The 13,034-nt window shown below is 46.9% G+C and carries 13 protein-coding genes; 3 read left to right on the top strand and 10 right to left on the bottom strand.

Going from position 1 to position 13,034, the window contains the following annotated elements; translation table 11 throughout:
* Window positions 1-78 precede the first annotated feature (78 nt).
* Genes ACH59B_RS09295 through ACH59B_RS09285 form a run of 3 tightly spaced genes read right to left on the bottom strand, consistent with a single transcriptional unit; the run spans window position 79 to window position 2,590 of the window.
* Window positions 79-648 (bottom strand): DUF309 domain-containing protein, encoded by a 570-nt coding sequence (locus ACH59B_RS09295; RefSeq protein ID WP_031463249.1) that lies wholly within the window; start codon window positions 646-648, stop codon window positions 79-81.
* Window positions 649-1,461, bottom strand: a complete 813-nt coding sequence (locus ACH59B_RS09290) for a GTP pyrophosphokinase family protein (protein WP_016819745.1) — start codon at window positions 1,459-1,461, stop codon at window positions 649-651.
* 34 nt (window positions 1,462-1,495) lie between these two features.
* A complete protein-coding gene (locus ACH59B_RS09285) occupies window positions 1,496-2,590 on the bottom strand; it encodes a quinone-dependent dihydroorotate dehydrogenase (RefSeq protein WP_025364570.1) in 1,095 nt (364 codons plus the stop codon).
* A 217-nt stretch (window positions 2,591-2,807) separates the two neighbouring features.
* Here ACH59B_RS09285 and ACH59B_RS09280 point away from each other — a divergent pair, with 217 nt between their 5' ends.
* Window positions 2,808-2,954, top strand: a complete 147-nt coding sequence (locus ACH59B_RS09280; protein WP_016819743.1) for a hypothetical protein — start codon at window positions 2,808-2,810, stop codon at window positions 2,952-2,954.
* Between the two features lie 27 nt (window positions 2,955-2,981).
* Here the strand turns inward: ACH59B_RS09280 and ACH59B_RS09275 are convergent, their stop codons facing one another.
* From ACH59B_RS09275 to ACH59B_RS09265, 3 genes are all read right to left on the bottom strand, one after another.
* Complete coding sequence (locus ACH59B_RS09275) at window positions 2,982-4,406, bottom strand: L,D-transpeptidase (RefSeq protein WP_039277024.1); 1,425 nt, start codon at window positions 4,404-4,406, stop codon at window positions 2,982-2,984.
* 156 nt (window positions 4,407-4,562) lie between these two features.
* Entirely contained in the window at window positions 4,563-4,805 is a 243-nt protein-coding gene (locus tag ACH59B_RS09270) for a ferredoxin (protein WP_013309730.1), read from the bottom strand.
* Between the two features lie 160 nt (window positions 4,806-4,965).
* Entirely contained in the window at window positions 4,966-6,246 is a 1,281-nt protein-coding gene (locus ACH59B_RS09265; protein WP_016819741.1) for a DNA polymerase IV, read from the bottom strand.
* 292 nt (window positions 6,247-6,538) lie between these two features.
* On the opposite strand from ACH59B_RS09265, the gene cimA reads away from it, so the two are divergent.
* The gene (gene cimA / locus ACH59B_RS09260) at window positions 6,539-8,155 is read left to right on the top strand and encodes a citramalate synthase (protein ID WP_025364567.1); all 1,617 of its coding nucleotides are present in this window, start codon (window positions 6,539-6,541) and stop codon (window positions 8,153-8,155) included.
* Window positions 8,156-8,210: 55 nt separating this feature from the next.
* Here cimA and ACH59B_RS09255 read toward each other — a convergent pair whose 3' ends face one another.
* The 4 genes from ACH59B_RS09255 to ACH59B_RS09240 form a co-directional block, all read right to left on the bottom strand.
* Window positions 8,211-8,840, bottom strand: a complete 630-nt coding sequence (locus ACH59B_RS09255; RefSeq protein WP_017425834.1) for a TlpA disulfide reductase family protein — start codon at window positions 8,838-8,840, stop codon at window positions 8,211-8,213.
* 173 nt (window positions 8,841-9,013) lie between these two features.
* On the bottom strand, window positions 9,014-9,751 hold the full coding sequence (locus ACH59B_RS09250) for an exonuclease domain-containing protein (protein ID WP_025364565.1): 738 nt from the start codon (window positions 9,749-9,751) through the stop codon (window positions 9,014-9,016).
* Window positions 9,748-10,830 (bottom strand): DUF294 nucleotidyltransferase-like domain-containing protein, encoded by a 1,083-nt coding sequence (locus ACH59B_RS09245; RefSeq protein WP_017425836.1) that lies wholly within the window; start codon window positions 10,828-10,830, stop codon window positions 9,748-9,750. Before ACH59B_RS09245 ends, ACH59B_RS09250 begins: the two co-directional genes overlap by 4 nt.
* Before the next feature lie 48 nt (window positions 10,831-10,878).
* Window positions 10,879-12,282, bottom strand: coding sequence for an ammonium transporter (locus ACH59B_RS09240; RefSeq protein ID WP_017425837.1), 1,404 nt, complete (start codon window positions 12,280-12,282; stop codon window positions 10,879-10,881).
* 293 nt (window positions 12,283-12,575) lie between these two features.
* Between ACH59B_RS09240 and ACH59B_RS09235 the strand changes: the two genes are divergently transcribed.
* Window positions 12,576-13,007, top strand: a complete 432-nt coding sequence (locus ACH59B_RS09235; protein ID WP_023988024.1) for a MerR family transcriptional regulator — start codon at window positions 12,576-12,578, stop codon at window positions 13,005-13,007.
* Window positions 13,008-13,034: the final 27 nt, after the last annotated feature.

Here is a 13,034-nt window from a genome sequence, read left to right as displayed (position 1 = left end):
TCCTCACGTCTGACAATGATAGAGCAGCCCGATCCCTATAAAACGGATCGGGCTGCTCGTTTATTATGCGCTACAACATCAAGGCGCATCCTTCGTTTCCACCGTAGCTGAGCGTAAGCTGCCAGCAGCCTGTCTTCGCCTAATCGAAGCTTCCAGCGCCTGCTGACGCTGCTCATGCTTTTCGCCACGCCGAGGACCTCTCTGCTGAGGGACGTTGACCGGAACGGACAACGCTGCCTTCTCCACGGCCCGACGCAGCCCAGGTTCGATGATTTCAATCGTCAAGTCCCGATAAATCGGCGGTTGACGATGAAGCTCTTCCGAACCTTCCATAACAGCTTCAGCAAGCTGCCGGGCGCAAGCGCGCGCCTCGTCTACCAGCTTCGCCATATTAATACCCAGCGCCTGCGAAGAAGCATGTTCCAACCTGTGTACCGCACTGTCCAGCATCATGTATCCACCACGATAGTTACCATTGCGAAAATGATACAGTCCTACAGCAACTTGCAGCAAACCTTTATATACAGGGTCTCGGTCCAGCTTAAGCCACAGCTCTTCCAGTACCTCATGACATTCAAAGTAATCCCGATCCCGATTGAAGTATACCAAATAAGTCACGTACAACGGTTCATAGGAAGGGTTCACCATTTAAAACTCATCCCTGTCTTCTTCCTTAGTTGAAGCTTCCAGCATCTCCTTGACCTCATCATGCAGCTGCTTGATTCCTTCCATGTCGTGCCGCTCCCACAGTTCATTAAATCTGCGCTGCGCCTCAATCGTTTCACTAATTTTATGGTAGAAATAAAGACGGTGCATGCCTGTTAGGACTTTGGATACGATATTGGCTTCATCCTCAAACTTCTTCTGCGCTTCCAATATTTCAAGACGGATGGAAGACATTTCATTATCCAACACAAAGGCTGCCTCCGCCGCCTTTTTCAACCGGGCCCGCATATCATCCGGCAAGCTCTCACGATACTTATAGCTAAGAGAATGCTCTATGGTTGCCCAAAAATTCATAGCCAACGTACGGATCTGAATTTCTGCCAGCACAATCTTTAACCCCACTGCTGTCTGAACCGGGTACTCCACAATCATATGAAAGCTGCGATAGCCGCTATCTTTATAATTGGTGATGTAGTCCTTTTCATACAATACCGTCAAATCCTTACGTCTTCGAATATATTCGGCTACTCGCCGGATATCCTCTACGAATTGACACATAATGCGAATGCCGGCGATATCCTCGATCCCCGTCTCCAGCTGATCAGGTGGAACCTGTAATCTCTTCGCCTTATCGAGGATGCTGGATATTTTTTTAACCCGTCCAGTTACGAATTCGATAGGAGCGTATTCCTCGCGCTTTTTCAGCTCCGCACGCATTGTTTTGAACTTGACCTTAAGCTCTTCCACCGCCTGATCGTATGGCAGCAAAAATGTTCCCCAGTCTCTTCCGTCCATCCCCGTACCTCCTGTCTCTTCCGACAACACTTTTTTATCTGTGAGCTGCACCAACAGCCTCGGTAATATGTCTAAAGCCGTCCTTTCGAAGCAGCTCACGCAGACCGGCATGTATAGCCCGGTTTACTTCCGGCCCCTCATAGATCAATGCTGTATAAATTTCAATCAGGCTAGCGCCTGCTTTAATTTTGTCATAGGCATCACGACTGGTAAAAATACCGCCTGATCCAATAATAGGCAGCTTCCCTTCCGTCTGGCGGTACACCCGTCCAATGACCTCTGTGGAACGGTCACGTAGCGGCTTACCACTCAATCCTCCGGTTTCACTTGCATTCCGATGCGTCAGACCAGTTCTGGATATCGTCGTGTTCGTTGCAATAATGCCGTCCACTCCGCTAGCTGCAATCGCATCTGTCATATATTCCAATTCCTCGTCCGATACATCCGGCGCAATTTTGACCAGTACAGACTTGGCTTTACCATACTTTGTCGCCTGAACTCCCATCTCTGCCCGAACCGCTTCCAGTAATGACTTCAGTTCACTGCCATGCTGGAGTTTTCGTAAATCCGGAGTATTGGGTGAACTAATGTTCACTACAAAGAAGTCCGCATACGGATACAGTGCGGAAATACACTTCTCATAGTCCTTATGAGCATCCTCATTTGGCGTGACTTTATTTTTGCCGATATTAACAGCAACCGGTACAGGTCGATGTTTAAGGGTAGCCAAACGTTGGGCCATGCTCTCAGCACCCAGATTGTTAAAGCCCATCCGATTGACTAATGCCTCATCGGGAGGCAGTCGAAACAAACGGGGCTGATCATTGCCGGGCTGTCCGACAGGTGTCACCGTGCCTACTTCCATAAAACCAAAACCGATGGAAGAAAAACCGGCAACCGCTTCAGCATTTTTATCCAGTCCCGCAGCCAGTCCAATCGGGTTGGGAAAATGAATGCCAAACAGGTCAACGGCAAGATCTTCCGTTTCCTTGACTCCATACATCCCTCGCAACGTCGCCGCACCACCAGGAAGTGAGCCAGCATGTTTTAAGCCGTCAATGACTACATGATGGGCCCTCTCTGGACTCATTTTGAAAAAAACAGGTTTCGCGATCCTTCGATACAACACGATTCATCCACTCCGTTCTATGCCCTTGCACAATCCTAAAAAAACATCTCTACAAAATAGTTTAGCTTTTTCCATACCAAAAAGAAAGTAATTTGCGAGGTCCAACATCAGAACAATTCAGTTGTCATGGAGATGTCATTGAAAATGTATAATCAAACCATTTACAATGGACATAGTAAGACAGGATCTTAGCCCGCAAGAAAAGAGGGATGCTGATATGAAGACCAAGCGTAAACCGCCCAGTCTGCAAAAGAAAAAGGATGAGGTGAACAAGAAAGCGATCGTATGGACCGCCATCAGCTTTGTTCTACTCATCATTGTGATTGTTCTGGTCATTGTTTTAGCACAAGCAGGAAATCGTTAATCAACAAGTAGCAGCGGCACCACAACGTTAATTTAGCCAGTGATAGGTTTTGCGGGGATTCGTCTGGTCGTGCTGCGGCTCACTCGTAAATCGGGAACCAGGTACAAGCACTTGATCAGGCAGTCCCCCGTTACCAATGACCACCTCCGTACCTGAAGGTACGAATGCAAACAATTCCTCCACGTCTTCCTTCCCCATGCGGACACAACCCAGTGACTCATTTTTGCCGATACTGTCTGGCTCGTTCGTACCATGGATAGCATAATTCGTTGCAGACAGTTGCATACCACGGCTACCAAACTCACCGTTGGATTTGCCGTTCGGATTTACGACTTTATCGGTAATCACAAATTTCCCTTCCGGTGTTCTTTCTCCGCCCAAACCGATGGGATAATTGCGAATAAGTATATTGCCGCTCACCAATGCTAGCCTGTGCTTGGATTTGTCTATCACAATTCGTAGCGGTTGCCCCAGAAAAGGACGCCCGTGCAATGACGATGCCAGCAATAGACTTTTCTCAGCCGCTGCGCCAGTGTTCTGATCTTTCCCTGTTCCCTGTCCTGGAGAAGCAAGTAAATTGCGCATAGGTGTAAAAGCCTTCTTCATCCCGTCAGTCGTACCGTACATCGTGTTATCGGGAAAATCTCGGGTCAGTTCCTCAAGACTCTGGGGAAGACGTTGATGCTGCGAGCGAAATGCACGCATGGCACTATTCAGCACAGCCAGTTCTTCCTGTCCGGCAGCCCATTTTAGACCTGATTTGCGGAGAGTTTCACTATCTGACGGCTTGCAAGCACATGCAGCGGCGTCGTAAGACTGAACAGCTAATCCGCCGTTTCCCTTGTTCTGTACACTAAGTAACGGCTTCATGCCTTCTCTCCAGATCAGCCACGCCCCGCTCTGCTCCATGCCCAGCACCGTGGTCTTGGACGGCATTTGACTCGTCTTTGCCAACATATCCGTAAGCGCTGTTCCAGCCCCACTTCCTTGCCTGGCTTGAGCCGTAAACACACCACCAACATAAGTCTCACCGTTCTGCGTCCTCTCCTTTGGATCTGCAGTAGCCACTTTTGCAACTTCGGCATGATCAATCGCTGCGTCCTCAGTTCCGGATGGAACGGATGCGCTCTCAGGTAAAGTGCTCGGTGAATTGGCTGAAGGGACCCAGATGAGCAGAAGTACCATTAACGCAGTTAGAAGGTGGCGTGTTCGAGCGGTTCTCCGCTCCTTCTCCTTGGACATCTGAACCAGTTTATCCTGATATTCCATCCATACGTCTGCCGGAATCTGTTTATGCTCAAAGGCTTCGAACACTTCCCCTGCACGATTGAAGCAATAATTTGCTTTGCCCTCCTGGCCGCTGCTTTCATACTCTTTACCGAGTAAATACCAGGCCATTTTATTATCAGGGTGCTTTTTTACATACGATTTAAGATGAGGCGAATGGTCCATCGGATCCTCCTGATCGTGTAATCTTGCTTACTATTATGTATATCGGTCACAATAGGTCTGATGGACAGCACATAAAAAAACAGCACCGCCAGCATACTTTCACCGTTATACGGCGAAGGGTACTGGCGGTGCTATGCCTGTCCAAAAAACTTACACTTAACCTTCTTTATTAAAAGGTTCGTCTGCAACTTTGATGGAATCTGTAGGGCAACCGTCACAAGCATCCTGCATATCATCAAACAGGTCTTCCGAGATCGCCTTGATGCCTTGGTTTGCATCCCCTTCAAAGATCACTTCAGCCAAACCTTCATCATCATAATCATAGATGTCTGGTGCTGTAGCGCCGCAGGCTCCGCAAGCAATGCATGTATCTTTTTCTACCCAAGTGTATTTAGCCATAACTTTTCTCTTCCTCCTATACAATCGAACAAACCAGCTTTTGCATTCTATTCACATATTAATACAAACCCAATATTATTACAAATTATTTTCCTTTATCCTTCATGCAAAAAACGCTTATAGCGTGTGTTACTGATACAACAATAACCCTCCCCGAAGTTCACTCTGGAGTGGGTAGATTGTCTTTTTGCAGCGAAGTTCCGCGCAACTTGGAATTACGAAGAAGTACCGAAGGATCATCTCCCAGCATCCCCGCAGTCAAAATCGCATTTTCACCAAACTTATCGCGCAGCGCATCCATCGTTTTCAGTAAACTTTCTTTTTTAGGCTGGTCCTGGTATTCAAATAGATCTAATTGAACAGCCGCTTCCTCCTTAGGGATGAGCTGTTGCAGCGTAATCCCCAACAAACGCACCGGCTTATCCTCTCCCCAATGGCGACGATACAATGCACAAGCTTCCTTATATATGTCTTCTGCACTTTCCGTAGGCGTACTCCTGACTTGAGAACGCGTAAAGGTCTTCATATCTGGGGTCCGAATCGTCAGTTGAATACCTCCTGCCAGCATACCGTGCCGTCGAAGCCGCCGGGCTACCTGATCACTAATGTTAAGCAGTACCCTTTGGGCTTCTTCGAGCTTTACTACATCCATAGGCAAGGTGGTGGTGTGCCCGATGGATTTGTTTGGCTCCCGCTCAGTGCTGACTGGAGAATGATTAATTCCGTTTGCCGCCAATTTTAACCAAGAACCCGTTACACCAAATATGCTAACCAGCATGTGTTCATCTGCCTTAGCCAGTTGCCCAATGGTACGAATGTTCATTTGTAGAAGCTTGTCTGCCGTTTTTCGACCCACACCAAACAACTGCCCACATGGAAGGTTCCACAAAATGTTGGGTACATCACGCAAACGTAGAACAGATATCCCGCGTGGCTTTTTCAGATCAGAGGCCATTTTGGCCAGTAGTTTGTTGGGCGCTACCCCAATTGAACAAGGCAAGCCTAGCTCTTCTTCTACTCTACGCTGGATTTCCTCGGCAATATCCAAAGGTGTTCCAAACTGCTTGGAACCGGAAATATCTAGATAACATTCATCAATTGAAGTTGCTTCCAGCATAGGCGTATACGAGTAAGCAATACTCATAAATGCTTTGGAATAACGACGGTATAAATGAAAATCAGGCTGTATTACGATGAGCTGCGGACAAATCCGGCGAGCCTGCTGAACAACCATCCCTGTTGAAATGCCCAATCGTCGTGCTTCATAAGAGCAGGTTACAATTACACCCTTGCGAAGCTCACTGCTGCCTGCCACTGCGGTAGGCAATCCTTTATATTTTTCCGGCTCCTCCGCTGCATGAACGGAACAATAAAATGCGTTCATATCCACATGCAGAATAACTCGTCCACCAACCGGATAATAAGCACTGACATCTTTCATGCTCAACCCTTCTTTTTAACTGTAATTCACTCGTTAGATCAGGAATATGTCCTTTGATTTTATACTTGGGTTACCCTTGAATGCTATTCCTATTTTACATAAAAAATATAGGTTTTGTGTTCAAAAAAGATAATTATATATTACATTTGAAGTCATTAGTTGTTATAATCGACTATCATACGAACACGACAAACTAACGCTTTCCTGTTTTTAAGCGTTAAACAACTAAATTAATGTGCTTAAAAAAGCAGAGCATCACCAATCTGAGCAATCCGCGAAGGAGGAGTCCCTCATGTCCACCGCTATTTCTATCTTTGACACAACGCTGCGAGACGGCACTCAAGGAGAAGGAATTAGCTTGTCTGCTGATGACAAATTGAAAATCGCCAAAAAACTCGATGATCTCGGTGTTCACTATATTGAAGGCGGGATTCCCGGGAGCAACAGCAAGGATATCGAATTTTTCAAAAGGGTACAAGAGCTGGGGCTTCAGGCAAAAATTGTCGCCTTCGGCAGCACGCGCCGCAAAGATAGCATCGCAGCGCAAGATGTCAATCTGCAACGGATTCTGGAATCCGGAGCTCAGGCCGCTACTCTAGTCGGTAAATCATGGGATTTTCATGTACACACTGCTTTACAGACAACATTGGAGGAAAATCTGTCTATGATTTACGACTCCATCGCCTTTTTAAAGCAAGGGGGCATGGAGGTTATTTTTGATGCCGAGCATTTTTTTGACGGATATAAAAACAACCCCGAGTATGCACTCGCCGTTATGAAAAAAGCTGAGGAAGCAGGCGCGGATTGGCTCGTAATGTGTGATACCAATGGCGGTACCCTACCGCATGAAATACAGGAGATTGTTACTACACTGCAAAGTCAGCTAACGAAGTCACAGTTAGGCATTCATACACACAATGACTGCGAATTGGCAGTAGCCAACTCTCTAAGTGCTGTTCAAGCAGGTGCAAGGCAGGTCCAAGGTACCATCAACGGCTACGGTGAACGATGTGGTAACGCCAACCTCTGCTCCGTCATTCCGAACTTGCAGCTCAAACTGGGCTACGACTGTCTAGATCCCGAGAAGCTAAAACAACTCCACAATACAGCTCGCTTTGTGAGCGAAGTCGCCAACGTCAATCTGCCTGTAAACCAGCCTTATGTTGGCAATGCTGCTTTTGCCCATAAGGGGGGCATTCATGTGTCAGCTATTCTGCGCGACTCACGAACCTATGAGCACATCGCTCCCGAACTGGTGGGGAACAAGCAGCGGGTCTTGGTCTCCGAATTGGCCGGACAAAGCAACGTTGTGTCCAAGGCGCAAGAACTGGGCATCACCCTTGATCCGTCCAGCGATGAAGCACGTGGCGTCATTAGTCGTATCAAAGACCTGGAGCATCAAGGCTATCAGTTTGAAGGCGCGGATGCTTCGCTGGAATTGCTTATCCGTGAAGCCGGCGGTGAAGTAAAGGAAATGTTCTCGTTTGAATCCTTTAAGGTGTTGGTGGAAAAAACAGCAGACCGATCGGTTGTCTCCGAGGCATTCTTAAAGCTGAATGTTGCAGGGACAAGTGTCTATACCGCAGCTGAAGGAAATGGTCCTGTTAATGCCCTTGATAACGCACTCCGCAAGGCCCTTTCTCAGTATTTCCCTGCTCTGCGGGACATGCATTTGGCTGACTACAAGGTGCGTGTGCTCGACGAAAAAGACGCCACTGCTGCTAAAGTACGCGTGCTCATTGAGTCCAAAAATTACGAGGATGTCTGGAGTAACGTAGGCGTATCTGAAAATGTGATTGAAGCCAGTTGGGAAGCTCTCTTGGACAGCTTCCGTTACGCATTGCTGGAAGCGCCAACTCCAAAAAATGAACAAACAGAGCTTACTCATCACGGTTTAGTTAACCACTAATCAAATACAAGCATGAGCTAATAAAGTGACTTTGGCGGTCTAATCGGCCCTAAAGTCACTTTATTTTTTGAAGAGCTTCTATTTTACCCTCCAATTCCCGTTCACTGAGCATGCCGATTATGATTTCTCGTACCTGTCCATGATGGTCAATCATTACATGAGTTGGAAAAGCCGCTCCTCCAAATTGTTCAAAAAATGCTCCTTGTTCATCCAGTAAAATGGGGAATCGGAGGGCCAAAGAACGGGAAAACTTCTGCACATCCTCTAATCGATCATAGCGGGTTACATTGATGCCATACACATCTACAGCATGTTTGTATTTACTATACAATTCATTCAGCATAGGCGCTTCTAATCGGCACGGATCGCACCACGAAGCCCAAAAGCTAATGATCATCGCTTTATTTCGCGGAGCCCCTACATCGTAGGACTTGCCGTTTAATCCCTTTAAAATCATAGAAGGAAGCTGTTGCCCAAGTTTGATTCTTTTCATTACCCCTGCCGCATCTGATTCAGTCCCTACATTCTTCTCAATTTCAAGCTCTTTTTCACCCTTGTATTTTTCTTCCAACCGTGCATTTCTCACGGGAAGGCTTGCTGCATTGACTGTGTTTGCAATAATTCCCCATGAAGCCCCGACCATAACCAATACCATTATTGCTCTGATGAAAAGAAATCTTTTCAAAGTCTTATCACCTACCTTTCATCTAAATGACCTTTATCCTTCCCCATAGGATGCCCATACTACTCCCACCTCTAACCTTCTACAATCTGAACAGGACACAAAAAAACAGCAAACCCACGAAAATCGCGAACTTGCTGTTATTATGTGAGGTCAGATGTTATGCCTTGTACTGATCAGGCATGGCTTAAATGCGCGTAGATATCTGCCAAATTGGTCACATTACGCTTCAGCATTTCCTGAACATACGCCACCCATAGCTTAGCGGTCATCTTCGCATCCTCTAACGCATGATGCCGCCCTTCAATCGGAATGGATTGATAGGCCAACAATTCATCCAAACTATAGGTTTGGTGTTGCTGTGGCTCCAGCCATTTGGCGAGCATCATTGTGTCTAGTACACGGTGAGTTAACTGAACTTTAGATGTTTTCCATAGCGCAGCATTTAAAAAAGCCTTATCATGAGCGCTAGCATGCGCTACAAGCACCCGTCCACCTACAAAGGACATAAAGTCATGCAGTCCATTCATAAGCGGCGGAGCTTTATCCGTCATTTCCCGGGTAATCCCAGTAAGCTCAGTGATGTGTTTAGGAATTTCAGTCCGCGGATTAACAAGCGTATAAAACTGCTCTTTTTCCATAATCACATCCCCGACTACCCGAATCGCTCCGAACGATAAAATCTCATCTCCATGCTGTGCCGAAAATCCCGTTGTCTCCAGATCAAAAACTACCGTCTCCAAACGCTCCAGCGGGGTACGCAATACTTCAGAACGCCGTTGTTCCCGTGTTAAGGACCGAATAAACGCCATCTGCTGAGCCGTAGGAGCCCCCATTACAGATGCGATTGCCGACGGTACCCCTCCTCTGCGGAGAGCACTCCAGAAGCCACCTCCCTGCGCTGGTTCCTTCATGACCTTCTCCCTTCCATAAATCGCAGCTGCCTTTGCAACGCACGATGCAGCCGTCGTACTGTCGAAAGAGCCTCGCGCAGCTCATGCCAGCCTTTCCCTTGCTTCAGCGGCTTGACGGCCAAATAGCCATTACTGAGAAGCAATCCACCCTTCTCCTTTACCGGAGTAGCCATTCGAAGCTGAAGTGCATTCCGAAAAGCTCGCTCGCAAGCATCAAGTAAAGGCAACGGTGCCGCTTCAAGTGATGCGAGACGCCTGAGCCTTTTCAAGGTAGAAGTTTCCTCTACACCATGTTGCAATGCCAAAAAACGGACGGCGTTCACCAACGGAATGTATAACCCATATTTCACATCAAAATCACCTGCATGCTCACCGAATCGCTCGGTAACGATCTGACCTAAAATATTAAGTGTCGCTTTATGCCTTACCGTGTTCCTAAGTACGGCTGAAGGTAAATCGGGATGTTTTCGGAACAACTTATAAAAACTTCGCTTCCATTCTGCAGACAATTGCTGATCGCCTGCGATATGTCTCATATCAGACGAGATAATAAGATAACGAATCGGCTCCCAAGCAAAATCTTCCGACCATTTGGATAGCTGTTCTTGCCATCCAGACAATGTATGGCGCCACAATGGCTCTGAACACATCACTTTCCCCTCGCATTTGGGATATCCCAAATACTCTAGCATCGCAGACACTCTGCGACCAAACTCGCTGAAATACAATTCTTTGTCAGCAGACACAAGGTCACTGATAATCATACCGTTATCCTGGTCACTCCACAGCGTCGATTCCGAGCGCCCCATGCTTCCGAAGGCTATAAATGCGTAAGGGACGGGAGGAGGCCCAAAGCCATCCTCAACCATCCCTTTTTCGCACATTTGTACAGCTCTGGCCGCGATGCGGTCATGCATTTCATTCGCCGTTCGTAACCAGTCTGATAACGGAGCGGAGGCTTGGGAAGCCAGCAGCCATTTCTGAGAATCGATCCTGGCCTGCCTTAAGGACTCAGGTGTGTCTGCATGATCAATCGCTTCGGCGGAACTCACCCAAGGGGCCATATTTTGCAGTTCCATACTTCCATCTCCTCCGCTCACCCATACTGGCTCTTTATATTTTACATATTAGCTGACAATTCCAGAACGCTTTTCAGCTTCGGTAACTAACTTCATTTGCTCTGGATAGCCGTACGTACCGTGTTCACTGATATCAAGTCCCATCGTTTCTTCCTCTTCCGTAACGCGAATCCCCATAATTGCTTTCATCGCACCCAGAATAATGAAGGAAATGACGAATACGAATGCCAAAGTACCAATTAGCCCAAGCAACTGTACTCCTAATTGCGTAAAACCACCACCATAGAACAGGCCCGCTTGACCTACACCTGTTATTTTTACAAGCTCAGGAGTAGCGAAAAACCCTGTGGATACCGCGCCCCACATCCCTGCAACGCCATGTACGGAGAAAGCATATACCGGGTCATCTACTCTCGCACGCTCAAACCATTGCGCTGTGAAGAATGTGACGATCCCTGCAACTGCGCCAATGACCAATGCCGCCCAAGGTGCTACAAAGGCACAAGAACCTGTGATGGCAACCAAGGCTGCCAGTACACCGTTTAGCATAGCTGGAATATCTGCTTTTCCGTATACCATCCAAGATACGAGCAATGCGAAAACTCCGCCTGCCGCCGCAGCAATATTTGTAGTCAGGGCTACATATCCAAAGAATCCGTCATTCATCGCAGAAACAGCACTACCTGGGTTAAATCCAAACCAGCCAAACCAGAGAATAATAACACCCAAGATAGAGTACACCTGATTATGACCAGGGATAATGTTCGGCTTGCCATCTTTATTAAACTTGCCCAGACGCGGTTTGAGCAGCAGCGTAGCGACGAGTGCTGCCGTAGCACCTGTCAGATGGACTACTGTTGAACCAGCGTAATCCTGCATTCCCAACTTGCCAAGCCAGCCACCGCCCCATACCCAGTGAGCTACAACTGGATAGATCACGATGGAGAACAAAATACCGAAAATAATGTATACACTTAATTTTGCACGCTCTGCCATCCCCCCGCATGCGATCGAAAGAGATACCGCAGCAAAAGCAAAGTGAAACAAAAACATAATCGTAATTGGAACATCCAAACCTGAAAGAGTATCAAACGATGCAGCAGCATCTGTCCCGCTCATGAAGAAACCCGTCAGCCCCATAAATCCGTTACCACCATCATTGCCGAAGCCGAAGCCAAATCCGAGAGCCCAGAAGGACAAAGCCGCAACACCCGTCGTGAGAATCGTTTTACCAGCGACATGACCCGCGTTCTTCATTCGTGTCGAGCCTGCCTCCAGTAATGCAAATCCCGCTTGCATGAAAAATACAAGTATAAATGCCAAGAACGTAAAGGCCGTGTTTAGTCCAGCTTGAAGTTGGATATTTGTGGGCCCGTCAGCAGCGAACGCACCTACAGGAAAAGCCAGAACCGTCAGCATGGCCAATAATACAACTAACCACTTTTTTCTCATGAAGACCACTCCCTCGAATGTTAGGTTTCTTTACATTTCGTGAAATTCTTATTGTCATTATAAGCAGAATACATGAAAGTTGACAAGATTTTTTTTATTATGTTAAAAAAATAAGCCTTTAAATCTTTCATGTCATATTTTCTAACTATATAAATAGCTCGTTTGTGTTCATCAAAAGCATAACGTTTGACTGTATGGTTGAGGATCATGTAAAATATCCTTTATAAACTCTCGGTTTAAGATGTTATTATTGAAGATTGAACGAAGAGCGCGAGGTGAAGACAGATGGGGATATGAAGCTATATCGAATTGGCGAACTAGCCAAAGCGGCTGGTGTCAGCGAACGAACGATTGATTATTACACTAAACTCGGTTTGATCACGCCTGAAGAACGATCATTGAAAAATTATCGGCTTTATAATGATGAAACCTTAAACAGGCTTGAACGTATTAACCAAATGAAACAAGAGAAGTATAGCCTCGAGGAAATCAGACAGACACTGATTAAATGGAACTCCGTTGCAGGAGAAGAGCACGTTACTGACAAACTAACGAGTCTAGAAATGCACATGCAGCGTCTAGAGCGTGAAGTCAATGAACTACAACCTCTTCTCGGACAGCTCAAGCCTGTCCAAGCTCGCAAGCTGCTTACCGGTCTTTTGCCACAAAGCGCTGCTTGTATTGAGGCTTTGAAGTATCTGTTGGAGCATAGTTCTATGATGTAGATACCCGAGCTAGTAGTATGAATAATA

It is taken from the genome of Paenibacillus sp. DP01, from assembly GCF_044784315.1.
Classification (GTDB): domain Bacteria; phylum Bacillota; class Bacilli; order Paenibacillales; family Paenibacillaceae; genus Paenibacillus; species Paenibacillus polymyxa.
Note: the sequence above shows the minus strand (reverse complement) of the source record. Positions and strands in the feature narration are given on the sequence as shown.

Excerpts from the sequence above, each read along its gene's own strand:
- ACH59B_RS09295 (WP_031463249.1), bottom strand. The coding sequence starts at position 648 with ATGGTGAACCCTTCCTATGAACCGTTGTACGTGACTTATTTGGTATAC.
- ACH59B_RS09290 (WP_016819745.1), bottom strand. The coding sequence starts at position 1,461 with ATGGACGGAAGAGACTGGGGAACATTTTTGCTGCCATACGATCAGGCG.
- ACH59B_RS09280 (WP_016819743.1), top strand. The coding sequence starts at position 2,808 with ATGAAGACCAAGCGTAAACCGCCCAGTCTGCAAAAGAAAAAGGATGAG.
- ACH59B_RS09275 (WP_039277024.1), bottom strand. The coding sequence starts at position 4,406 with ATGGACCATTCGCCTCATCTTAAATCGTATGTAAAAAAGCACCCTGAT.
- ACH59B_RS09270 (WP_013309730.1), bottom strand. The coding sequence starts at position 4,805 with ATGGCTAAATACACTTGGGTAGAAAAAGATACATGCATTGCTTGCGGA.
- ACH59B_RS09265 (WP_016819741.1), bottom strand. The coding sequence starts at position 6,246 with ATGAAAGATGTCAGTGCTTATTATCCGGTTGGTGGACGAGTTATTCTG.
- cimA (WP_025364567.1), top strand. The coding sequence starts at position 6,539 with ATGTCCACCGCTATTTCTATCTTTGACACAACGCTGCGAGACGGCACT.
- ACH59B_RS09250 (WP_025364565.1), bottom strand. The coding sequence starts at position 9,751 with ATGAAGGAACCAGCGCAGGGAGGTGGCTTCTGGAGTGCTCTCCGCAGA.
- ACH59B_RS09245 (WP_017425836.1), bottom strand. The coding sequence starts at position 10,830 with ATGGAACTGCAAAATATGGCCCCTTGGGTGAGTTCCGCCGAAGCGATT.
- ACH59B_RS09240 (WP_017425837.1), bottom strand. The coding sequence starts at position 12,282 with ATGAGAAAAAAGTGGTTAGTTGTATTATTGGCCATGCTGACGGTTCTG.
- ACH59B_RS09235 (WP_023988024.1), top strand. The coding sequence starts at position 12,576 with ATGAAGCTATATCGAATTGGCGAACTAGCCAAAGCGGCTGGTGTCAGC.